The organism is Pseudomonas sp. IT-P12, assembly GCF_949767465.1.
Taxonomy (GTDB): Bacteria; Pseudomonadota; Gammaproteobacteria; order Pseudomonadales; family Pseudomonadaceae; genus Aquipseudomonas.
The window spans coordinates 41,270-61,451 of record NZ_CATKPY010000025.1 but is presented as its reverse complement, the minus strand read 5'-3'; the positions used below and the strand labels follow the sequence as shown (position 1 = coordinate 61,451).

At 61.4% G+C, this 20,182-nt stretch carries 24 protein-coding genes; 16 read left to right on the top strand and 8 right to left on the bottom strand.

Going from position 1 to position 20,182, the window contains the following annotated elements:
- Positions 1-2: 2 nt before the first annotated feature.
- On the bottom strand, positions 3-281 hold the full coding sequence (locus tag ACM6IM_RS23745; RefSeq protein ID WP_192305025.1) for a hypothetical protein: 279 nt from the start codon (positions 279-281) through the stop codon (positions 3-5).
- Between the two features lie 192 nt (positions 282-473).
- Here ACM6IM_RS23745 and ACM6IM_RS23740 point away from each other — a divergent pair, with 192 nt between their 5' ends.
- Complete coding sequence (locus ACM6IM_RS23740; protein WP_030129737.1) at positions 474-680, top strand: hypothetical protein; 207 nt, start codon at positions 474-476, stop codon at positions 678-680.
- Between the two features lie 52 nt (positions 681-732).
- Here ACM6IM_RS23740 and ACM6IM_RS23735 read toward each other — a convergent pair whose 3' ends face one another.
- Positions 733-1,317, bottom strand: a complete 585-nt coding sequence (locus tag ACM6IM_RS23735) for a YajG family lipoprotein (RefSeq protein ID WP_192305021.1) — start codon at positions 1,315-1,317, stop codon at positions 733-735.
- 199 nt (positions 1,318-1,516) lie between these two features.
- On the opposite strand from ACM6IM_RS23735, the gene ACM6IM_RS23730 reads away from it, so the two are divergent.
- Positions 1,517-1,750: a hypothetical protein gene (locus ACM6IM_RS23730; protein WP_201194376.1), complete on the top strand. Its 234-nt coding sequence runs from the start codon at positions 1,517-1,519 to the stop codon at positions 1,748-1,750.
- A 738-nt stretch (positions 1,751-2,488) separates the two neighbouring features.
- Positions 2,489-3,997 (top strand): malate dehydrogenase (quinone), encoded by a 1,509-nt coding sequence (mqo, locus tag ACM6IM_RS23725; protein ID WP_192305017.1) that lies wholly within the window; start codon positions 2,489-2,491, stop codon positions 3,995-3,997.
- A gap of 68 nt (positions 3,998-4,065) precedes the next feature.
- On the opposite strand, the gene ACM6IM_RS23720 is transcribed toward mqo, so the two are convergent.
- The 4 genes from ACM6IM_RS23720 to ACM6IM_RS23705 form a co-directional block, all read right to left on the bottom strand.
- A complete protein-coding gene (locus tag ACM6IM_RS23720) occupies positions 4,066-4,353 on the bottom strand; it encodes a PA4642 family protein (RefSeq protein ID WP_201194378.1) in 288 nt (95 codons plus the stop codon).
- A gap of 63 nt (positions 4,354-4,416) precedes the next feature.
- On the bottom strand, positions 4,417-4,902 hold the full coding sequence (locus ACM6IM_RS23715) for a hypothetical protein (protein ID WP_414866466.1): 486 nt from the start codon (positions 4,900-4,902) through the stop codon (positions 4,417-4,419).
- A 106-nt stretch (positions 4,903-5,008) separates the two neighbouring features.
- Positions 5,009-5,491 (bottom strand): WbuC family cupin fold metalloprotein, encoded by a 483-nt coding sequence (locus ACM6IM_RS23710; RefSeq protein WP_414866465.1) that lies wholly within the window; start codon positions 5,489-5,491, stop codon positions 5,009-5,011.
- Positions 5,492-5,494: 3 nt separating this feature from the next.
- On the bottom strand, positions 5,495-6,052 hold the full coding sequence (locus tag ACM6IM_RS23705; RefSeq protein WP_201194381.1) for a hypoxanthine-guanine phosphoribosyltransferase: 558 nt from the start codon (positions 6,050-6,052) through the stop codon (positions 5,495-5,497).
- Between the two features lie 162 nt (positions 6,053-6,214).
- Here ACM6IM_RS23705 and upp point away from each other — a divergent pair, with 162 nt between their 5' ends.
- Positions 6,215-6,853: a uracil phosphoribosyltransferase gene (gene upp, locus ACM6IM_RS23700; protein ID WP_192305009.1), complete on the top strand. Its 639-nt coding sequence runs from the start codon at positions 6,215-6,217 to the stop codon at positions 6,851-6,853.
- A gap of 2 nt (positions 6,854-6,855) precedes the next feature.
- Positions 6,856-8,130 (top strand): uracil-xanthine permease family protein, encoded by a 1,275-nt coding sequence (locus ACM6IM_RS23695; protein WP_201194383.1) that lies wholly within the window; start codon positions 6,856-6,858, stop codon positions 8,128-8,130.
- Positions 8,131-8,254: 124 nt separating this feature from the next.
- Here ACM6IM_RS23695 and hemH read toward each other — a convergent pair whose 3' ends face one another.
- Both hemH and ACM6IM_RS23685 read right to left on the bottom strand, forming a co-directional pair.
- Positions 8,255-9,280 carry a ferrochelatase gene (gene hemH / locus ACM6IM_RS23690; protein WP_201194385.1) on the bottom strand — a complete coding sequence of 342 codons (1,026 nt, stop codon included), beginning with the start codon at positions 9,278-9,280 and terminating at the stop codon, positions 8,255-8,257.
- Positions 9,281-9,293: 13 nt separating this feature from the next.
- Positions 9,294-10,196 carry a TIGR01777 family oxidoreductase gene (locus ACM6IM_RS23685; protein ID WP_414866464.1) on the bottom strand — a complete coding sequence of 301 codons (903 nt, stop codon included), beginning with the start codon at positions 10,194-10,196 and terminating at the stop codon, positions 9,294-9,296.
- Positions 10,197-10,393: 197 nt separating this feature from the next.
- Between ACM6IM_RS23685 and ACM6IM_RS23680 the strand changes: the two genes are divergently transcribed.
- The 11 genes from ACM6IM_RS23680 (at position 10,394) to ACM6IM_RS23630 (ending at position 20,180) form a co-directional block, all read left to right on the top strand.
- A complete protein-coding gene (locus ACM6IM_RS23680) occupies positions 10,394-11,380 on the top strand; it encodes an NAD(P)/FAD-dependent oxidoreductase (protein ID WP_192305001.1) in 987 nt (328 codons plus the stop codon).
- Entirely contained in the window at positions 11,377-11,592 is a 216-nt protein-coding gene (locus ACM6IM_RS23675) for a TIGR02450 family Trp-rich protein (RefSeq protein ID WP_192304999.1), read from the top strand. Before ACM6IM_RS23680 ends, ACM6IM_RS23675 begins: the two co-directional genes overlap by 4 nt.
- 215 nt (positions 11,593-11,807) lie before the next feature.
- Complete coding sequence (locus ACM6IM_RS23670) at positions 11,808-12,767, top strand: YbgA family protein (RefSeq protein ID WP_414866463.1); 960 nt, start codon at positions 11,808-11,810, stop codon at positions 12,765-12,767.
- The gene (locus tag ACM6IM_RS23665) at positions 12,767-13,708 is read left to right on the top strand and encodes a MerR family transcriptional regulator (protein WP_414866462.1); all 942 of its coding nucleotides are present in this window, start codon (positions 12,767-12,769) and stop codon (positions 13,706-13,708) included. Before ACM6IM_RS23670 ends, ACM6IM_RS23665 begins: the two co-directional genes overlap by 1 nt.
- Positions 13,709-13,727: 19 nt before the next feature.
- Positions 13,728-15,173: a deoxyribodipyrimidine photo-lyase gene (gene phrB, locus ACM6IM_RS23660; protein WP_414866607.1), complete on the top strand. Its 1,446-nt coding sequence runs from the start codon at positions 13,728-13,730 to the stop codon at positions 15,171-15,173.
- Positions 15,166-15,588 carry a nuclear transport factor 2 family protein gene (locus tag ACM6IM_RS23655; protein WP_414866461.1) on the top strand — a complete coding sequence of 141 codons (423 nt, stop codon included), beginning with the start codon at positions 15,166-15,168 and terminating at the stop codon, positions 15,586-15,588. The genes phrB and ACM6IM_RS23655 overlap by 8 nt, the downstream gene beginning before the upstream one ends.
- Positions 15,585-16,367 (top strand): SDR family NAD(P)-dependent oxidoreductase, encoded by a 783-nt coding sequence (locus ACM6IM_RS23650; RefSeq protein WP_414866460.1) that lies wholly within the window; start codon positions 15,585-15,587, stop codon positions 16,365-16,367. The genes ACM6IM_RS23655 and ACM6IM_RS23650 overlap by 4 nt, the downstream gene beginning before the upstream one ends.
- Positions 16,364-17,611, top strand: a complete 1,248-nt coding sequence (locus ACM6IM_RS23645) for an NAD(P)/FAD-dependent oxidoreductase (protein ID WP_414866459.1) — start codon at positions 16,364-16,366, stop codon at positions 17,609-17,611. Before ACM6IM_RS23650 ends, ACM6IM_RS23645 begins: the two co-directional genes overlap by 4 nt.
- A complete protein-coding gene (locus tag ACM6IM_RS23640; protein WP_201194406.1) occupies positions 17,608-18,423 on the top strand; it encodes a DUF1365 family protein in 816 nt (271 codons plus the stop codon). Before ACM6IM_RS23645 ends, ACM6IM_RS23640 begins: the two co-directional genes overlap by 4 nt.
- Complete coding sequence (locus ACM6IM_RS23635; protein WP_414866458.1) at positions 18,410-19,681, top strand: class I SAM-dependent methyltransferase; 1,272 nt, start codon at positions 18,410-18,412, stop codon at positions 19,679-19,681. Before ACM6IM_RS23640 ends, ACM6IM_RS23635 begins: the two co-directional genes overlap by 14 nt.
- Entirely contained in the window at positions 19,674-20,180 is a 507-nt protein-coding gene (locus ACM6IM_RS23630) for a DUF2878 domain-containing protein (protein ID WP_414866457.1), read from the top strand. The genes ACM6IM_RS23635 and ACM6IM_RS23630 overlap by 8 nt, the downstream gene beginning before the upstream one ends.
- Positions 20,181-20,182: the final 2 nt, after the last annotated feature.

The following is a 20,182-nucleotide window of genomic DNA, read 5'->3' as shown; positions in this document are numbered from 1 at the left end:
GCTCAGACGCGCGTGCTGATCCACGATACCAGCAGCGCGAGCCCCAGGCAGGCAAAGCCGAAACGATAGAAAAACCGGTTCATGCGCAAGGTGGCCCAATCGACGGTTGGCTCGTCGCTCGGGCGAGTCTGGCGCTGCGCGGCGAGACTGGCCTGGGCGCGCAGTTCGCGGCGACGCGTGGCGTGCAACAACCAGCTGCCCGGGAAGGCGAACAGCAAGGCCAGCAAGTTGATCAATTTGGCGGGATGGGCAGTAAACAGCGTCATCAAATGCAGCGACATCACGAACCTCGGACATAACGGGTGTGGCAGCCGAACCGACGACTGCGGCGCGGATTCTACCGAAAGACACCCGGGCTGCCCGCCGTTTTGCGATAAATAACCCACCATTTGGCAGATTCCTGTCCTGCGTCACGGCTTCGTCATCTGAATACGCCAGTCTCTCGCCCCACCAAAACCGACACGGACATTGTCATGCTCCACGCCGAAAACCAGGACCGCCTCTACCTGATAGCCCAAAGCGACGAACAACAAACGTTGGTCGGCAGCCTCGCCTTCAACGTACAGGATCGACATTGGCTGGTGTACTGCGCGCTGGGTGGCCATCAACATGCGGATCTGCCTGAAGCAGACTTGCTGACGGGCGTGAGTGTGCTGGATTTCTATTCAGAAGCGGCCTGAACCCAACGTTACCCTGCAGCAGCGAGATTGCTCGCTCCTGCAGGGGCTCGCATCATTCGCCGAGGATCTGACCTACGGTCGGGTCCTTGAACAGACGCGTCAGCGCATCGCTCAACACATCGCTGACCAGCTTGGTGTTGGTTTCCTGGTTCGGCGCCATGCCGAAACGCTGGTCCAGGGAAGCGCCGTAACGACCGCTGTAGCGACGGTTGGCGTTCTGCACATCGGAGCGGAACGTCGCGCCGATAGTGGCCTCGGTCACGTACATGCCTTCCTTGGGCGACTGATACTTCAGCTCGGCCAGGGTGACGGTCAGTTGCGGGGCATTCAGGGCATTGGACGTCGGGGTGAAGCCCAGCAGACGCACGGCCGCTTCGGCCTGGGCCTGCAACTTCGGCAGGATCTGCGCGCCCTGCACGGTGATCGCGCTGGTCTCGGGATACAGACCGCCACGGGTGCCCAGGGTCGGTGAAGGACGACCGTCCACCACGCGCACCACCACAGGCTGGCCATGGCCGACCGGTGCCAGCTGAGTCGTCAGCTTCGGCTCCGGATTGAGTTGTTGCGGGCTGTGGGCGCAGCCAACCAGCGTCAAGCTGGTCACAGTGATCAAACCGAACAACAAGCGTTGCAACATGCTCTTCTCTCCAGAATCAGGCACAGACAGGCCGGCAGTATAGCGGTGCGCCTGTGCGGCGAACCAGCGCAACAATCAAGGATTAGTCCGACAAGACCTTCGGATTCCACGCCTGTCACACAGATTTCACCCTCCGTACACTTGCCCGTCACGCTTTTTTGACAACCTCCACAGCCATCACCCCTCAAGGTAACCGGCCATGCGCTACCTGATCTCGTTGTTTGCACCTCGACCGTTGCACCGTTGCTTCGCGCTGCTCGATCACAACGGTCACTGCCAGGCATTCAAGCAATGCAGCTTGCAGCCCATGGGCGAAGGCTGGGTCGAAATCGAGGAAATCCGCCTCAACTGGCTGCATCACCCCCTGCCCGCCAGCGCCCGTGTCAGCCCGCGTCGACCCCGCGCCAGGGCCCAGCAACTGCTGGCAACCTGACCAGACGCCTAATAAAAGTCATTAAACACGTCCATTTCCCTGCGTTTCTTAGATACAATCTCCCCCCGATTATAAGGACGTCTCCTGATCGGGCCTCGCAGCATCGCCAATGCTTCGGTTTTGGCACCCCGCACCGCCCCACAGAGAGCCGCCCACACAGATCGAGTGAAGCTGGCGCGCTTGCTGTTCCTTGAGCAACCCCCTCTTTTCGCGAATCTGCAGAGCTGTCGTTACGCTCGGTCACTGAGCTGTTTGCCCGTTTTGCCCGTCATGCACCCCATGGCGGCCATCCATCCGGGCACGGTGCCAGGCAGGGACAGCCCTTTTTGAGGTTCACGTCTTCAAAAGAGCGTGAAAAAAACGGGTTTTCACAACTTCACAAGAGTGTGGCGAGCAAATGAATAGTTTTGCGTCTGAATATGCACCATTAGCGTCTGAAACAGCCCGACGACACAGGACCGAGTACACCTCGAACACCGGAGCCTGAAGCCTGTCCGCTACGGATTTGGTTGCACGAACGGAGGTCTCGACCATAAGTCGAATTGCCAGCCGCCCGCTGAAATGAGTTCATGTGACTCTGATCGAGCCCGGCAGGCAGCGTCCGTCGAAGTTGCGAAAAATTGCGAAGATTCGGACATGGCGATCCTGCCATGGGTACCTGGGGCAACACAGATACGCCCCGGAACGCCTGGCAGCCATGCCGTCAATTTGGTGCTGCAGATTTTGGAGACGCGTTAAATGGCGCATAACGAAGCAGTCGACGTAGTACTGGTAGGGGCCGGCATCATGAGCGCCACCCTGGCCGTGCTGCTCAAAGAGCTCGACCCCGCGATCAAGCTGGAAGTCGTCGAGCTGATGGATTCCGGTGCCGCGGAGAGTTCCAACCCGTGGAACAACGCCGGTACCGGTCACGCCGGGCTGTGTGAGCTCAACTACACGCCCCAGGGCGCCGACGGCGTCGTCGACATCAAGAAAGCCGTGCACATCAACACCCAGTTCGAGGTGTCGAAGCAGTTCTGGTCCTACCTGACCAAAAAAGGCACCTTCGGTTCGTGCAAATCCTTCATCAGTCCAGTGCCGCACCTGAGCTTCGTTCAAGGCGACAGTGGCGTATCGTTCCTCAAGGAACGCTTCAAGGTGCTGAGCAAGCATCACGCCTTCGCCGACATGGAGTACACCGAGGACAAGGCCAAAATGGCCGAGTGGATGCCGCTGATGATGCCAGGCCGTCCGGCTGATGAAGTGCTCGCCGCGACCCGCGTCATCAATGGCACCGACGTCAACTTCGGCGCCCTGACCAACCAGTTGCTCAAGCACCTGACCAGCGCGCCCGATGCCCAGGTCAAGTACTGCAAGCGCGTGACCGGCCTGAAGCGCAACAACGGCGGCTGGACCGTCAGCATCAAGGACGTCAACAGCGGCAACACCCGTGAAGTCGACGCCAAGTTCGTGTTCCTCGGCGCGGGCGGCGCGGCGTTGCCGTTGCTGCAGGCCTCGGGCATCGAGGAAAGTAAAGGCTTCGGCGGCTTCCCGATCAGCGGCCAGTGGCTGCGTTGCGACAACCCGGAAGTGGTCAAGCACCACCAGGCCAAGGTGTACAGCCAGGCCGCCGTGGGTTCGCCGCCCATGTCCGTGCCGCACCTGGACACCCGTGTGGTCGATGGCAAGAAGTCCCTGCTGTTCGGACCTTATGCCGGTTTCACCACCAAGTTCCTCAAGCACGGCTCCTTCATGGACCTGCCGCTGTCGGTTCGCGCCGGCAACATCGGCCCGATGCTTGCCGTGGCGAAGAACAACATGGACCTGACCAAGTACCTGGTCAGCGAAGTGATGCAATCGATGGAGCAGCGCCTGGAGTCCCTGCGCCGCTTCTACCCTCAGGCCAAAGCCGAGGACTGGCGTCTGGAAGTGGCTGGCCAACGGGTCCAGATCATCAAGAAGGACCCGAAAAAGGGCGGCATCCTGCAATTCGGTACCGAACTGGTCGCGGCCAGAGACGGTTCCCTGGCTGCACTGCTCGGCGCTTCGCCTGGTGCCTCGGTGACCGTTTCGATCATGCTGGAACTGATCGAGAAATGTTTCCCGGGCAAAGCGTCCGGCGAATGGGCCACCAAACTGGCGGAAATCTTCCCGGCCCGTGAAAAACAGCTGGAAACCGATGCCGCGCTGTACCGCAAGATCAATGCGCAGAACAACATCGCGCTGGAACTGGTCGAAGAAAGCAGCGAGACGCCAAGCTTCGCTTGACTCGACCCCATGAAAAACGCCCCGCTCTCATCGAGAGCGGGGCGTTTTTTTGTGCTGCCTGAAAGCCGTCAGCCGCGCGCGGCGTTGATCAGCTCGATGTATTCGGCGGCGTTGCGCTGGTCCTTGATCAACGCAATGAAATCGTTGCCCTGTGCATCCTTGCCATCCAGATCAAAGCCGGCGGCAACGAAGAACACCAGGAAGCGCTCGAAGTCATCGATACGCAGGCCACGATAGGCCTTGATCAGTTTGTGCAGGGACGGCGAAGTGGCGTCGACCGGCTCGAAATCGAGGAACAACTTGATCTGCTCGTCGCCGATCTCGTCACCAATCACTTGCTTCTTATCTTTACGCATTGCCGACTCCAGCTCGCAGACATTTCACGGGGCAGGCAGTTTACCCTTCACCGGCTGCCCGGCTCAACGCGAACGCACGGCGCCGGTGTGCAGGTCACCCCAGACATGGCCGTTGGCGTAGCTGAGGAACTGGCAATACACCGTCTCATTGCGCAACAGGTCGATCACCACGCGGTACTGCGCCAACGGGTAGAACAGCGTCAGGGTCTTGCTCTTGTCGTCGTAGATCGGCTTTTTCAGGCTTTTGCTTTCGCCGTCGAAATTCACCAGCACCTGATTGATGGTCGCGCCCTTGTTCAAGGACTTGCCCTTCAGGCGAATCAGCAAGGGCGAGGTCACCGGGATCGGCTGCTGGTTTGACTGGCGCTGACTGCCGACCACCACCGAGTACTCGGTGACCTGCAGCAACTGTTGTTGCTCAGGCTCGGCCTCCCTCAGGGTCAGGTCATCGGGCGGCAGGAACTGCGCGTGCATCGGCGCAGGCGCGGCCGCCAGCGGCAGGCTGAGGGAGAGCAACAGGGCGGCGCAGCAGCGGATCAACAGATTCATCACAGACCTCTTGTAGGAGCGAGCTTGCTCGCGATGGACATTAACAATAACGCTGGCAGTCTGGTACCGCGCATTGGTCATGCATGCTTCGCGAGCAAGCTCGCTCCTACAGACGCTCCACAAACTGCTCACACATCCACGCCTGGTATTCAGCCACGCCAGGCTCGCCTTCACGGGGCGCCCAGGGCGCGAGCTCACCTTCGCCCACCGGCCGGTAAGGGCCGGCCTTGCACTCGAACATCAGGCTGTCGGCTTCCAGCACCACCAGGCCGTGGAACACGCCGGGCGGCAGGTCCACCCCCACGCACTCGCCACCCGCCTGAAGGATCTGTTTGCGCACCACCGCGCCGGACTCGTCGAAGATCAACAAGCCCAGGCGTCCTTTGAGGACCAGCAGGGTTTCCGCCTTGTCGTGCCCCAGGTGTCGATGGGGCGGGATGTACGTCGCCGGTTGCAAACCCACCGCCATCCGGTGGCAAGGCTCCTCCATCTGATGGAAATTATGGTGCTGGCGCCCGCGAGGATTGGCCTTGGCTTTCTCGGCAAGTTCGCTGAACAGGGTCTGGTCAAGAAAGCGCGGCGTGCTCATGGCTTACATTCCTTTAACGGCAAAAATCCCGTTGGCGTTGCGCCAGTAGCCCTTGTAGTCCATGCCGTAGCCGAAGATGTAGCGGTCGATGCACGGCAGGCCGACGAAATCGGCTTTCAGGTCCGGACGCGCCTTGCGGTCGTGGTCCTTGTCGATCAGCACGGCGGTGTGCACCTTGCGCGCACCGGCGTGTTTGCAGAAGTCGATGATCGCGCCCAGGGTGTGACCTTCGTCGAGGATGTCGTCGATGATCAGCACATCGCGGTCGATGAACGACACTTCCGGCTTGGCTTTCCAGAACAGCTCGCCGCCGCTGGTTTCATTGCGATAGCGGGTGGCGTGCAGATAGGACGCTTCCAGCGGGAATTGCAGGTGGGTGAGCAGCTTGCCGGCGAAAATCAGACCGCCGTTCATCACACAGAACACCACCGGGTTGCTGTCGGCCAGTTGCTCGTTGATGTGCGCCCCCACGCGGGCGATGGCCGCCTCGACTTCAGCTTCGGTGTACAGGCAGTCAGCCTCTCGCATGATTTGACGGATATGCTCGAGATCAGCGGACATGGCGCTCTCCAAGGGTGGCGGTTCAGGAAAAGCGGGCAAAGGTACGCATCCCGCGAGGTCAGATCAAGCGTTTGTGGACTAACGTACTCTATGTCTATAGGACAACACCCTCGGATAGATTAATCTAGGCCGGTTTTTTTGCCCGCCGCCGGAGCCTTTCCCATGCCCATCCTCGAGATCCGCCATCCGCTGATCCGTCATAAACTCGGCCTGATGCGCCGCGCAGACATCAGCACCAAGAATTTTCGCGAACTCGCCCAGGAAGTCGGCGCCCTGCTGACCTATGAAGCCACCAAGGACCTGCCGCTGGAAACCTACGATATTCCGGGTTGGTGCGGCACCGTGTCGGTGGAAAAAATCGCCGGCAAGAAAATCACCGTCGTGCCGATCCTGCGCGCCGGTATCGGCATGCTCGAAGGCGTGCTCAGCCTGATTCCGGGCGCCAAGGTCAGTGCCGTGGGCGTGGCCCGCAACGAGGAGACGCTGCAGGCCCACACCTACCTGGAAAAACTGGTTCCGGAAATCGACGAGCGCCTGGCGATGATCATCGACCCGATGCTCGCCACCGGCAGCTCCATGGTCGCCACCATCGACCTGCTGAAAAAGGCCGGTTGCCGTGACATCCGCGCCATGGTCCTGGTCGCGGCGCCCGAAGGCATCGCCGCCGTCGAGAAGGCTCACCCGGACGTGACCATCTACACCGCCTCGATTGACCAGAAGCTCAACGAACATGGCTACATCATTCCTGGCCTGGGCGATGCCGGTGACAAGATCTTCGGCACCAAGCAGAAGGACGCGTGACCATGCAGCAGGAGTTCAACGATCCGCTCTGGCGCACGGTGCTGTCCGGCGCCCAGATGCTGTTCGTGGCGTTTGGCGCCCTGGTGTTGATGCCGCTGATTACCGGCCTCGACCCCAACGTGGCGCTGTTCACCGCGGGCCTGGGGACGATCCTGTTTCAGGTCGTCACCGGACGCCAGGTGCCGGTATTCCTGGCATCGAGCTTCGCCTTCATTACCCCGATCATTCTCGCCAAGGGCCAGTTCGGGCTCGCGGCGACCATGGGCGGCGTGATGGCGGCGGGTTTCGTCTACACCTTCCTCGGCCTGGCCGTGAAGATCAAGGGCACCGGATTTATTGACCGGTTGCTGCCGCCGGTGGTGATTGGCCCGGTGATCATTTCCATCGGCCTGGCCATGGCCCCGATCGCCGCCAACATGGCGATGGGCAAGGCGGGGGACGGCACCGAGCTGATCCACTACCAGACCGCGATGCTGATCTCGATGCCGGCGCTGCTGACCACCCTGATCGTCGCGGTGTTCGGCAAGGGCATTTTCCGCCTGGTGCCCATCATTTCCGGCGTACTGGTGGGTTTCGCCATGTCGTTCTATTTCGGCGTGGTCGACACCGCCAGGATCGCCGCCGCACCGTGGTTCGCCATTCCGGCCTTCACTGCGCCGGAGTTCAACTGGCAGGCGATCCTGTTCATCGTACCGGTGGCACTGGCGCCAGCCATCGAGCACATCGGCGGGGTGATTGCCGTCGGCAGCGTGACCGGTCGCGACTACCTGAAGAAACCCGGCCTGCACCGCACGCTGTTCGGCGACGGCATTGCCACCACCGCAGCCGGTCTGTTCGGCGGCCCACCCAACACCACCTATGCCGAAGTGACCGGCGCGGTGATGCTGACCAAGAACTACAACCCGAAAATCATGACCTGGGCGGCGATCTTCGCCATCAGCCTGGCGTTCATCGGCAAATTCGGCGCGTTGTTGCAAAGCATCCCGGTGCCGGTGATGGGCGGAATCCTGTGCCTGTTGTTCGGCTCGATTGCGGCAGTGGGCATGAACACGCTGATTCGCCACAAGATCGACCTGGGCGAGGCGCGCAACCTGGTGATTGTCTCAGTCACGCTGGTGTTCGGGATTGGCGGCGTGCTGGTCGGCACCGGCACCGGCCCGGACGACTTTGGCCTCAAAGGCATCGCGCTGTGCGCGGTGGTGGCGATCGGGCTGAACCTGATTTTGCCGGGCAATGACGGCTGGAAGAACAAGAAGGCGGATGAGCCTTTGTTGTAAGGCTGCAAGTATTTGCTGTGACTGACGTCGCTATCGCGAGCAGGCTCGCCCCCACACTGGATCTGTAGCATCACACATCCAATGGGGGAGCGGGCTTGCTGCGGGCAGCGATCCGAGCAAGCCTCTAAAGCGCCAACGGCGCCCTTTCGCACAACGTGTTCAACGCCCGCGCCCACTGCGGATCATCGTTGAGGCACGGCACCAGCACTAATTCCTCTCCACCCGCCTCGCGGAACTGCTCCTTGCCACGATCGCCGATCTCTTCCAGGGTCTCGATGCAATCGGCAACAAACGCCGGGCACATCACCAGCACTTTCTTCACGCCGCTTTTGGCCAGTTCATCCAGGCGGGCCTCGGTGTAGGGTTCGATCCATTTCGCCCGCCCCAGGCGCGATTGGAACGACACGGACCACTTGCCCTCCGGCAAGCCCATGCCCTTGGCGAACGCTGCCGCCGTGCGCAGGCATTGCGCGCGATAACAGGTGGCCAACACCTGCGGCGAAGCATTGCGGCAGCAATCCTGATTCTTCAGGCAATGCTGACCGGTCGGGTCCAGCTTGGTGAGGTGCCGCTCCGGCAACCCATGGAAACTCAACAGCAGGTGATCGTAATCCTGCTCCAGGTGCGGCGTGGCACTGGCCACCAGCGCATCGATGTATTCGGGTTGATCATAAAACGGCTCGAGGATCGAGAACTGCAGGTCGAGCTTCTTTTCGCGCACGACGCGCCTGGCTTCCTCGATCACCGTGGTCGTCGTGCTGTCGGCGAACTGGGGATAAAGCGGCGCGAGGGTCACGCGCTTGTGCCCCTGGGCAGCGAGCTGCACCAGTTTCGTTTCAATCGAGGGTTCGCCGTAGCGCATCGCCAGCTCCACCGGCCCATGACGCCACTGGGTGCTCATGGCCTGCTGCAAGCGACGACTGAGCACCACCAGCGGCGAACCCTCCTCCCACCAGATCGAGGCGTAGGCGTGAGCCGACTGCTCCGGGCGCTTGATCAGGATCAGCGAAACCAGCAGGCGTCGCACCGGCCATGGCAGGTCGATCACGTAGGGGTCCATCAGAAATTGATTGAGGTAGCTGCGCACATCCGCCACCGAGGTGGAGGCCGGCGAACCCAGGTTGACCAGGAGCAACGCGTGATCGGTCATGCAACTTCCTATTTCAAAGGCGGCTGGACAAGTCGTCCAGAGCCGCGCGCAGATCAGTGAACTCAAAGGTGTAGCCCGCTTCCAGCAAGCGAGCCGGCAAGGCCTTCTGGCCGCCCAGCAACAACGATGACAATTCGCCCAGGCCGACTTTCAACGCCAGCGCCGGCATCGGCATGAACGCCGGTCGGTGCAGCACGCTGCCCAACGTCTTGGCGAACTCGCGATTGCGCACCGGTTTGGGCGCGCAGGCATTATAAGGACCGCTTGCACTTTTCTGATGCAGAAGAAAATCAATCAGGCCGATTTCATCCTTGATATGGATCCAGGGCATCCACTGCCGACCATTGCCCAAAGGCCCGCCCAGCCCCAGTTTGAACGGCAGCAGCAGCCGCGACAAAAAGCCGCCCTCGGCGGACAGGACCAGCCCGGTTCGAATGAACACCACCCGCACTCCCAACCCTTCGGCACGCTGCGCGGTTTCCTCCCAGGCAATGCACAACTGGCTGGCGAAATCGTCGATCACCGGTGCCGAGTCTTCGGTCAACTCCCGCTCACCCCCGTCGCCGTACCAACCGATCGCCGACCCCGAGATCAACACCTGCGGTTTGTGCTCACGCTGTTCCATCCAGGCCAGCAGGGTTTCGGTCAGGGTGATCCGGCTGCTCCACAGCAAAGCCTTGCGCCGGGATGTCCAGGGTCGGTCGGCAATCGGTGCACCCGCAAGGTTGACGATTGCGTCGACAGGCTCTTGCCCGAGGTCTTCGAGCAGCGCGACACCGCGTACACCGGCACCACAGATTTTCGCGACTTTTTCAGGCGTACGGCTCAAGACGGTCAAACGATGCCCGTGACTCAACCAGTGTCGGCAGAGTTGACGTCCTATCAAACCAGTACCGCCGGTCAGCAATATGTGCATGACATCTTCCTCGCGTGGCGTTTTACCCTGATCACTAGTCTATTTTTATAAGCAGGGAATCTTTGATATCGGACAGGCTCTGTGTTTAACAATAGGCCAAGCTATCAGAACGATAATGCTAAAAGTTATACCAAAAAATAATTATGTACAGGTTTCATCCACAGCGTAGTCTGTACAGAAAGGCAAACGAGGCCCCCATGACTGTACCTATCGCAATCATCGGCACCGGCATCGCCGGACTCTCGGCCGCTCAGGCCCTTACGGAGGCCGGGCATGTCGTTCAACTTTTCGATAAAAGCCGCGGCAGCGGCGGACGCATGTCGAGCAAGCGCAGCGATGCCGGCGCCCTGGACATGGGGGCGCAGTATTTCACCGCGCGCGACCGTCGCTTTGTCACGGAAGTCCAGCGCTGGCAAAGCAAAGGCTGGGTCGACGAGTGGACGCCGCAGCTCTATACGTTCCACGGCGGTCAGTTGAACCTGTCGCCGGATGAACAGACCCGCTGGGTCGGCACGCCCCACATGAGCGCTATCACCCGTGGCCTGCTCGGTGATTCGCAAGTGCAGTTTGCCTGCCGCATCACCGAAGTCTATCGCGGTGAAGAGCATTGGCATCTGCAGGACGCCGAGGGCTTCACCCACGGCCCGTTCAGCCACGTGATCATCGCCACGCCAGCGCCTCAGGCCACCGCGCTGCTGGCCTCCGCGCCGAAGCTCGCCGGTGCCGCCGCCGGGGTCAAAATGGACCCGACCTGGGCCGTCGCGCTGGCGTTCGATACACCGTTGGACACCCCCATGGAAGGCTGCTTCGTGCAGGACAGCCCGCTCGACTGGCTGGCCCGCAACCGCAGCAAGCCGGGGCGCGACAACGCGCTGGACACCTGGGTGTTGCACGCGACAAGCAGCTGGAGCCGGCAACACATCGACCTGTCCAAGGAAGCCGTGATCGAGCAATTGCACGGTGCATTCGCCGAACTGCTGCACAGCAGCATGCCGGCGCCTTCCTTCAGTCTGGCGCACCGCTGGCTGTATGCGCGCCCTGCCAGCAGCCATGAATGGGGCACGCTGGCCGATGCCGACCTGGGTCTCTACGCCTGTGGCGACTGGTGCCTGTCAGGTCGGGTCGAGGGCGCCTGGCTCAGTGGTCAGGAGGCTGCACGGCGCTTGCACGCCCACCTGCAATGAACCGCATCAACCCGCGTAAATTGCTGCTGTCGAAATGGACAGCAGCCCATCCGCAAAACCGTGAGAAGCACTTTCTGGTGACCGAACTGTACCGCGATGAAGAAGGCACGGTGCTGGACGTCGAGTTGCAGGCGGTGTTGACCCAGCGCAGTCAACGGCTCGCCTGGCAGACCCTGAAAGACAGCGACGCCTGGCGGCTGGGCTGGAAATAGATCCCTGTGAAAGATTTCCGTGGGAGCGGTCGTCAACAGTAACGCTGGCTGTCCGAATACCCGCGTTGATCCTGCGACCATCGCGAGCAGGCTCGCTCCCACAATGGCCCTTTAAAACCTATACAAATGATTTGACTTGTACACCTTTGAATCTATGATGAAGTCATGTTGTACAGATTTAGCAATCTGTACAGGTTTAGATTCGAGGTGCTCCGATGTCCGACGCTACCGTGAAACCAAAAATCGCCATCAGTGCCTGCCTGATGGGTGCCGAGGTCCGTTTCAACGGCGGACACAAGCAGTCGGACCTGTGCAGCCGCACCCTCACCGAGTACTTCGATTTCGTGCCGGTTTGCCCGGAAGTGGCGATCGGGCTCGGCATCCCCCGGCAACCGATTCGCCTGGTGGGCGATGCCGGCCAACCCGAAGCCGTCGGCACCACTCAGTCCGACCTGAACGTCACCCGGCCGCTGGCCGAGTACGGCGAGAAGATGGCCGCTGAGCTGAACGATATCTGCGGCTACATCTTCATGCAGAAGTCGCCATCGTGCGGCCTGGAACGGGTCAAGGTCTATCACGCCAACGGCGCGCCGGTCGACGGTGGCGGCCGTGGCATTTATGCCCAGGCGTTCTGTGCCCGGCACCCGGACCTGCCGGTGGAAGAAGCGGGTCGGCTGAATGACCCCGTGCTGCGGGAAAACTTCCTCACCCGCGTGTTCGCCTACAGCGACTGGCAGCAGTTGCGACGGGATGGCCTGACTCGACGCGCACTGATCGATTTCCACTCGCGCTACAAATACCTGCTCATGGCCCATCACCCTGTGCAGTACAAAACCCTGGGCAATCTGCTGGGCAACATGGGCCACACCGATCCGGAAGAACTCGGCCCACGCTATTTCAGCGAGTTGATGGCGGCGTTGAAGCAATGCGCCACGCGCCGTACCCACAGCAACGTGCTGCAACACCTCAGTGGCTACCTCAAGCGGGTCATCAGCGCTGAGGACAAGCAGGAAATGCAGCACGTCATCGGTCAGTACCGCCACGGCATCGTGCCGCTGGTGGTGCCGTTGACGCTGCTCAAACACTACTTTCGGCAACACCCGGATCCGTACATCGCGCAGCAGGTGTACCTGCAACCGCACCCGGAAAAACTCAGCCTGCGAAACGCCATCTAATGAAAAGTGCCATTGACAGCAGTGCCGGCGAAGACCTCGGCGCCGACTTCAAAAAAGCCCTCGACGAAGGCTGGCTGCCGATTCGCGAAGTCGCCCGGCAGACCGGGGTCAACGCCATCACGCTGCGCGCCTGGGAGCGTCGCTATGGCCTGATCGTGCCGCAACGCACACCCAAGGGGCATCGGCTGTTCAATGCCGAGCACGTGCAACGCATCCTGACGATTCTCACCTGGCTCAATCGCGGCGTGGCCGTCAGCCAGGTCAAGCATTTGCTCGACACGCCCCAGGCGACCAGCGTCCCGGTGGAGAACGACTGGCAGGTGCTGCGCAATACCCTGTTGCAGGCAATCATGCAGTTGAATGAGCGCAGCCTGGATGACACCGTCAATCAGGCCATCGCGTTGTACCCGCCGCAAACCCTGTGCGAACACCTGCTGATGCCGTTGCTGGCCGATCTGGAACAGCGCTGGCAAGGGCAGTTCGGCGCGCAGATGGAGCGGGTGTTCGTTCATTCCTGGCTGCGCAGCAAGTTCGGCGCGCGGGTTTACCACAACAACCGCCAGTTGCGCAGCACACCGCTGCTGTTGATCAATCATTCGGACCGGCCCCTGGAACCGGGCCTGTGGTTGACCGCGTGGCTGATCAGCAGCGCCGATTGTGCGGTAGAGGTGTTCGACTGGCCGCTGCCGCCAGGCGAATTGGCGCTGGCCGTCGATCACCTGCAAGCCCGAGGCGTCCTGTTGTACTCCAGCATGGCGATCAACCTGTCGCAGTTGCCGAAACTGTTGAATGGCGTCAATTGCCCAAAAATGATTGCCGGGCCCACGGTGTGCATCCATCACACCGAGCTGTTCGCAAAAACCTCCGAGATCGCTGATTTGTCCCTGGCCGAAGACCCGTTATCGGCGCATCGGCAATGGGTTCAGCGTGGGCTTTTCTAAGATGAGCGCAGACACCACCATGCAACTGATCTGGCTGCGCAGTGACTTGCGCCTACATGACAACACCGCCCTCTCGGCCGCCGCCGCACGCGGTCCGTGTGTCGCGGTCTATCTGCTGAGCCCTGAACAATGGCTGGCCCATGACGACGCGCCTTGCAAGGTGGATTTCTGGCTGCGCAACCTCGGCGAATTGAGCAAGGCCCTTGGCGAACTCAACATTCCATTGCTGATCCGCACGGCCGCTCGCTGGGATGAAGCGCCGCAGGTCGTGCTCGATCTGTGCCGCCAGTTGGGCATCCAGACGGTGCACGTCAACGAGGAATACGGCATCAACGAAAGTCGTCGCGACGCGGCAGTGGCCGACCTGCTGCAACGTCACGGCATCGGTTTGCAAAGCTATCTCGATCAGTTGCTCTTCAAGCCTGGCACCGTGCTGACCAAAACCGGCACCTACTTTCAAGTGTTCAGTCAGTTCCGCAAGGTGTGCTACGAGCGCCTGCACCGTTCGCTGCCCAACCGGGTGACCGCGCCGATGGCGCAATCGAAGCTGAACATCGACAGCGATGACATTCCCGCCGCCGTGGAAGGTTTCGAGACACCCGGCGAGGCCCTGCGCGCCCTGTGGCCCGCCGGTGAGCGCGAAGCCCAGCGGCGCCTCGACACCTTCGCCGATGCGCAGATCGACTATTACCAGAGCGAACGTGATTTTCCGGCCAAGCCCGGCACCAGCCAGCTCTCGGCCTACCTCGCGGCGGGTGTCATTTCCCCGCGCCAATGCCTGCACGCCGCCTTGCAAAGTAATCAGGGCGAGTTCGAAAGCGGCAAGGTCGGTGCAGTCACCTGGATCAACGAGCTGCTGTGGCGCGAGTTCTACAAACACATTCTGGTGGGTTATCCGCGTGTCTCGCGGCACCGCGCCTTCCGCCCGGAAACCGAGGCACTGGCCTGGCGCAAGGCGCCGCAGGAGCTGCTGGCCTGGCAACAAGCGCGCACCGGACTGCCGATCATCGACGCGGCGATGCGCCAATTGCTGGAAACCGGTTGGATGCACAACCGCTTACGCATGGTCGTGGCGATGTTCCTGACCAAGAACCTGCTGATCGACTGGCGCGAAGGCGAACGTTTTTTCATGCGGCACCTGATCGATGGCGACCTCGCAGCGAACAATGGCGGCTGGCAATGGAGTGCGTCCACCGGCACCGATTCGGCGCCCTACTTCAGGATATTCAACCCGCTCAGCCAATCGGAAAAATTCGACCGCGAAGGCCTCTTCATCAAGCACTGGCTCCCGGAGCTGGCGGGCCTGGGTCGAAAGGACGTGCACAACCCGGCCAACCTCGGCGGCCTGTTCGGGGTCGCGGACTACCCTTCGCCGATCGTCGACCTCGGCGCCTCCCGCGCCCGTGCATTGGCCGCGTTCAAGAACCTGCCGTCACGGCAGCACGCCGGAGAAGGGTATGAGTGATTTTCTGTGGCGTTTTGCCCGGCAGTTCGCCGACCTGAACAAGGACAACCTGCAGCGCCTGGACGAGCTGTACAGCGCCGATGTGCACTTCACCGACCCCCTGCATGACGTGCAGGGGCTTGGGGACTTGCGGCGCTATTTCAATGATCTCTACGCCAATGTCAGTGAACTGCGCTTCGACTTCCATGGCTTTGACCAGGTCGCCGAGGGCGAAGGCTACCTGCGCTGGGTCATGAGCTATCGCCATCCGCGCCTGGCTGGTGGCCGGCTGATTCGCGTCGACGGCTGCTCCCACCTGCGCTGGCGCGACAAGGTCTATCGGCACCGGGATTACTTCGATGCCGGCGCCCTGCTTTATGAGCATTTACCCGTACTGGGCAGGGCCATTGCCTGGCTGAAAAGGAGAATGGGATGAGTCGTACAGCTCCGAGACGCTATTGGTTGACCGGTGCCAGCAGCGGGATTGGCGCCGCGCTGGCCGAAGAGATCCTGAAAACCGGCGCTCACCTGGCCGCCAGCGCGCGCTCGGTCGCACCGCTGAAAATCCTCTCGCAACGCTATCCGGGACAAGTGCTGGTGGTGCCCGGCGACCTGACCAACAGCCAGACCGTCCGCGAAATCGGCGAGCAGATAGCCGACGCCTGGGGCACGCTGGATACCGTGATTCTCAACGCAGGGACCTGCGAATACGTCGACGCTCGCCAGTTCGACGCGTCGATCATCGAGCACGTGGTGCGTACCAACCTGCTGGCCAGCAGTTACTGCATCGAAGCGGCCTTGCCTCTGTTGCGCAAAGGTGTCGCGCCTCACCTGGTGGGGGTCGCCAGTTCAGTGACCTATCTGCCGCTGCCCCGGGCCGAAGCCTACGGCGCCTCGAAAGCCGGGCTGCGCTACCTGTTCGAGTCCCTGCGCCTGGACCTGGCGCCGGAAGGCATCGACGTCACCGTGGTCAGCCCGGGTTTCGTCGATACGCCCCTGACGGCAAAAAACGACTTTCCCATGCCGCTCAGTTGGCCAGTGGGCAAAGCCGCGCGCCACATCTTCAACAAGCTCAAGGATCGTCCCCTGGAGATCGCGTTCCCCGCCCTGTTCATGGCAGCGCTCTGGCCCCTGTCGAAAATGCCCAACGGGGTGAAATTCGCCATCGGCAAACGCATGGTGCGCAGCAGCCCGCCGATCAAGGATCCGACATGAACATCGCCATCATCGGCAGCGGCATCTCGGGGCTGACCAGTGCTTACCTGCTCAATCGAAACCACGAGATCACCCTGTTCGAGGCCGATGCTCGCCTCGGCGGCCATACCCATACCGTGGAGGTATCCGTCGATGGCCGGACCTACTGCGTGGACACCGGCTTCATTGTGTTCAACGACTGGACCTACCCCAACTTCATTCGATTGCTGGGCCAGATCGGCGTGGGCTTCAAGCCGACGCAGATGAGCTTCTCGGTCACCGACCCCGAGACGGGCCTGGAATACAACGGCAACACCCTCAACAGCCTGTTCGCGCAACGCCGCAACCTGCTCTCGCCCGGGTTCCTGGGCATGCTGCGAGACATTTTGCGCTTCAACAAGCAAGCCCCACGCGACCTTGCCGAAGGCCGGATCGCCGCCCATACCAAGCTGGGCGATTACCTGGCCGCCAACGGCTACGGCGCGCGCTTTACCCTGCATTACATCGTGCCGATGGGCGCCGCGATCTGGTCCATGTCGATGGCCGACATGCTCGGTTTCCCGCTGCAATTCTTTGTCCGTTTCTTCAAGAACCACGGCTTGCTGTCGGTCAGCAATCGCCCTCAATGGTGTGTGATCGAGGGTGGTTCAAGCGCCTACATCGAACCCTTGACCCGCTCGTTCAAAGACCGGATACGCCTCGATTGCCCGGTGACACGGGTCGAGCGCTCCGCCGATGGCGTGGTGATCCACAGTGCCGCCGGCAGCGCGCATTTCGACAAGGTGGTGTTCGCCTGCCACAGCGTTGAAGCGTTGAACCTGCTGGCCGCCCCGAGTGCCGCCGAGCAGTCGATCCTCGGTGCCCTGCCCTACGCCAACAACGAAGTGGTGCTGCACACCGACACGCGTTTGCTGCCTTCGAGGAAACTGGCCTGGGCGAGCTGGAATTACCGCCTCGGCGGCAGCGGTCATACCCGGGCCGCCGTGACCTACAACATGAACATTCTCCAGGGTATTCAGAGCGACACGACGTTCTGCGTCAGTCTCAACCAGAGCGCCGGCATCACCCCATCGAAGGTGCTGCACAGATTCACCTACGCCCATCCGCAATACAGCGTGACAGCGGTGGCCGCACAGCAACGCTGGGAAGAACTGAACGGCGCACTGCACACCTATTATTGCGGGGCCTACTGGGCCAACGGTTTTCATGAAGATGGCGTGGTCAGTGCCCTGCGCGTGGCCAGCTCATTGGGGCAGACCTTGTGAACAGCGCCCTCTACAGCGGCTGGATCCGCCATCGGCGATTCGCCCCCCGGCAGCATCAATTCCGTTACCGGATCGGCCTGCTGTACCTCGATCTCGACGAGCAGGACGCCGTGCTCGGGTTGTCGCCACTGGCCGGCAACCAGCGCTTTTCACCTTTTTCATTCCGTGAAAGCGATTACCTCAAGGCCTTTACCGGCAACGGCATGCGCCTGATCGATGCGGTGCGCGAACAGGTCCGCCAGGCAATTGGCCATGCACCGCAAGGTTCGATCTGCCTGTTGACCCAACCGCGTAGCTGGGGTTTGTCGTTCAACCCGGTGAGTTTTTTCTACTGCCATGAAGTGGATGGCCAACTGGCGGCGATCCTCGCCGAGGTCACCAACACCCCCTGGCGCGAGCGCTATCACTACGTCTTGCCGGCCAGGGTTCCTGAACACCTGCACGATTTTCACCAGCACTTTGCCGTGGCGAAGTCCTTCCATGTGTCGCCCTTTCTGCCGCGTGATCTTGAGCACCACATGAGCTTCAGCCCCGTTGCGCGAAAACTCGGCGTGCACATGGCCGACTGGCAGGGTGACCTGAAACTGTTCGACGCCACGCTCAGCCTCAAACGCGAAGCGCTGGACCGCGCCAACCTGCACCGTTACTTGAGGCGCTTCCCGTGGATGACCGCGAAAACCGGTCTGGCGATCTATTGGCAAGCGATGCGCCTGCTGTTCAAACGCGTACCGATCTTTTCCCATCAGGCTGCCGATGGCAGTTTCCAGACCGCCACCGTTGCGCCCAAGGATCATCGTCATGAAGTCCATTAGCATTTCGGCCAAAACCAACCTGCTCGCCCTCAACGGTTTGAGCGGTTCGCTGCTGCGCCGCTGCGTCCTGCGCCAACTGGCGCACCTCAAGCATGGGCAACTGGTGATCGTCGAGGACGGTGAGCGCCTGGTGTTCGGCAGCACCGGCCATTCCTTGCTGGGTGAAATCCAGATCCTCGACCCTGCCGCGTGGGGGCTGGTGGCGAGCAACGGCTCGATCGGCGCCGGGGAGGCCTTCATCCATGGTTACTGGAGCTCACCGGACCTGACCGCCGTGATCCGGGTATTCGTCAGCAACCTTGAGGTGCTGGATGCCCTGGAAGGTGGCCTGGCCACGCTGGGCCGGCCGCTGGTTCAAGGGTTGCACTGGCTCAACCGCAATACCCGCGAGGGCTCGCGAAAAAACATTGCCGCTCATTACGACCTCGGCAATGACCTGTTCGAACAGTTTCTCGACCCGACCATGATGTACTCGGCCGCGCAATTTCGCAGCCCCGAGGACAGCCTGGAACAGGCGCAGTTGAACAAGCTGGAACGGATCTGCCAGAAGCTCGACCTGAAGCCGAGCGACCACCTGCTGGAAATCGGCACCGGCTGGGGCAGCATGGCGCTGTACGCGGCCCAGCATTATGGCTGTAACGTCACCACCACCACACTCTCCAAAGAGCAGTACGCCTATACCGCCCGACGCATCGAGGCGCTGGGGCTGCAGGACCAGGTGACACTGTTGCTCAAGGACTATCGCGACCTCACCGGGCAATACGACAAGCTGGTGTCGATCGAGATGATCGAAGCCGTGGGTCATCGGTTCCTGCCCGTTTACTTCAAGCAATGCGCGCACCTGCTCAAGAGCAACGGCCTGATGCTGTTGCAGGCCATCACCATTCGCGAACAGCGTTACGAACAGGCCAGGAACAACGTGGATTTCATTCAGCGCTACATTTTCCCCGGCGGAGCCCTGCCCTGTGTGCAGAAGATGCTGGAAATCGTCAGCCGCGACACCGACATGAACCTGCTGCACATGGAGGATTTTGGCCTGCACTACGCGCGAACCCTGCGCCTGTGGCATGAGAATTTTCGCCGTGCCCAGGGGCGTCTGAGCGAGTTGGGCTACGACGACGGCTTCCTGCGGCTGTGGGAGTTTTACCTGTGCTACTGCGAAGGTGGTTTTCTGGAGCGCACCATCGGGACCGCCCAGTTGCTGCTGGCCAAACCTGCGGCGATGCCTGCGCCGCTGCTCGGCCGCTTCGATGCCTGAGCGTCTGGCCAATGCCCTGCTGTTCCAGCTCGGCTGGTTTGCCTGCGTGATCGGAGGCAACAGTTTGTGGCTATTGGTGGCGCTGGGGATCGTGGTGGTTCATCTGCTGTGGATCAGTCGATGGGCGGATGAAGGCCGCCTGATCCTCAGCGTGGTCCTGCTGGGTACCGCCGTCGACAGTGCATTACGCTGGCTGGGAGTGTTCGAATTCAACGATGTCGCGCCGCTGATTCCCCTGTGGCTGATGCTGTTGTGGGCGCTTCTGGCCACAACCTTGCGTCATTGCCTGCAGTGGACCGCCCGCCCGTGGTGGCTGGGGAGCCTGCTGGGCGCCGTGGCGGGCCCGTTGTCGTATTACGCCGGAGGGCGACTGGCCGGCGTGCAATTTCCCTATGGGCCATGGCCGACCCTGATCGGCCTGGGCCTGCTCTGGTCGCTGCTGTTTCCCACCCTGCATCTCATGGCCCGCCGGCTGGCCCCCCGCCTGTCATCCCGCTAAGC

What these genes read in the sequence shown, in the direction of transcription:
- ACM6IM_RS23745 (WP_192305025.1), bottom strand. Translation starts at nt 281, where the DNA reads ATGTCGCTGCATTTGATGACGCTGTTTACTGCCCATCCCGCCAAATTG.
- ACM6IM_RS23740 (WP_030129737.1), top strand. Translation starts at nt 474, where the DNA reads ATGCTCCACGCCGAAAACCAGGACCGCCTCTACCTGATAGCCCAAAGC.
- ACM6IM_RS23735 (WP_192305021.1), bottom strand. Translation starts at nt 1,317, where the DNA reads ATGTTGCAACGCTTGTTGTTCGGTTTGATCACTGTGACCAGCTTGACG.
- ACM6IM_RS23730 (WP_201194376.1), top strand. Translation starts at nt 1,517, where the DNA reads ATGCGCTACCTGATCTCGTTGTTTGCACCTCGACCGTTGCACCGTTGC.
- mqo (WP_192305017.1), top strand. Translation starts at nt 2,489, where the DNA reads ATGGCGCATAACGAAGCAGTCGACGTAGTACTGGTAGGGGCCGGCATC.
- ACM6IM_RS23720 (WP_201194378.1), bottom strand. Translation starts at nt 4,353, where the DNA reads ATGCGTAAAGATAAGAAGCAAGTGATTGGTGACGAGATCGGCGACGAG.
- ACM6IM_RS23715 (WP_414866466.1), bottom strand. Translation starts at nt 4,902, where the DNA reads ATGAATCTGTTGATCCGCTGCTGCGCCGCCCTGTTGCTCTCCCTCAGC.
- ACM6IM_RS23710 (WP_414866465.1), bottom strand. Translation starts at nt 5,491, where the DNA reads ATGAGCACGCCGCGCTTTCTTGACCAGACCCTGTTCAGCGAACTTGCC.
- ACM6IM_RS23705 (WP_201194381.1), bottom strand. Translation starts at nt 6,052, where the DNA reads ATGTCCGCTGATCTCGAGCATATCCGTCAAATCATGCGAGAGGCTGAC.
- upp (WP_192305009.1), top strand. Translation starts at nt 6,215, where the DNA reads ATGCCCATCCTCGAGATCCGCCATCCGCTGATCCGTCATAAACTCGGC.
- ACM6IM_RS23695 (WP_201194383.1), top strand. Translation starts at nt 6,856, where the DNA reads ATGCAGCAGGAGTTCAACGATCCGCTCTGGCGCACGGTGCTGTCCGGC.
- hemH (WP_201194385.1), bottom strand. Translation starts at nt 9,280, where the DNA reads ATGACCGATCACGCGTTGCTCCTGGTCAACCTGGGTTCGCCGGCCTCC.
- ACM6IM_RS23685 (WP_414866464.1), bottom strand. Translation starts at nt 10,196, where the DNA reads ATGCACATATTGCTGACCGGCGGTACTGGTTTGATAGGACGTCAACTC.
- ACM6IM_RS23680 (WP_192305001.1), top strand. Translation starts at nt 10,394, where the DNA reads ATGACTGTACCTATCGCAATCATCGGCACCGGCATCGCCGGACTCTCG.
- ACM6IM_RS23675 (WP_192304999.1), top strand. Translation starts at nt 11,377, where the DNA reads ATGAACCGCATCAACCCGCGTAAATTGCTGCTGTCGAAATGGACAGCA.
- ACM6IM_RS23670 (WP_414866463.1), top strand. Translation starts at nt 11,808, where the DNA reads ATGTCCGACGCTACCGTGAAACCAAAAATCGCCATCAGTGCCTGCCTG.
- ACM6IM_RS23665 (WP_414866462.1), top strand. Translation starts at nt 12,767, where the DNA reads ATGAAAAGTGCCATTGACAGCAGTGCCGGCGAAGACCTCGGCGCCGAC.
- phrB (WP_414866607.1), top strand. Translation starts at nt 13,728, where the DNA reads ATGCAACTGATCTGGCTGCGCAGTGACTTGCGCCTACATGACAACACC.
- ACM6IM_RS23655 (WP_414866461.1), top strand. Translation starts at nt 15,166, where the DNA reads ATGAGTGATTTTCTGTGGCGTTTTGCCCGGCAGTTCGCCGACCTGAAC.
- ACM6IM_RS23650 (WP_414866460.1), top strand. Translation starts at nt 15,585, where the DNA reads ATGAGTCGTACAGCTCCGAGACGCTATTGGTTGACCGGTGCCAGCAGC.
- ACM6IM_RS23645 (WP_414866459.1), top strand. Translation starts at nt 16,364, where the DNA reads ATGAACATCGCCATCATCGGCAGCGGCATCTCGGGGCTGACCAGTGCT.
- ACM6IM_RS23635 (WP_414866458.1), top strand. Translation starts at nt 18,410, where the DNA reads ATGAAGTCCATTAGCATTTCGGCCAAAACCAACCTGCTCGCCCTCAAC.
- ACM6IM_RS23630 (WP_414866457.1), top strand. Translation starts at nt 19,674, where the DNA reads ATGCCTGAGCGTCTGGCCAATGCCCTGCTGTTCCAGCTCGGCTGGTTT.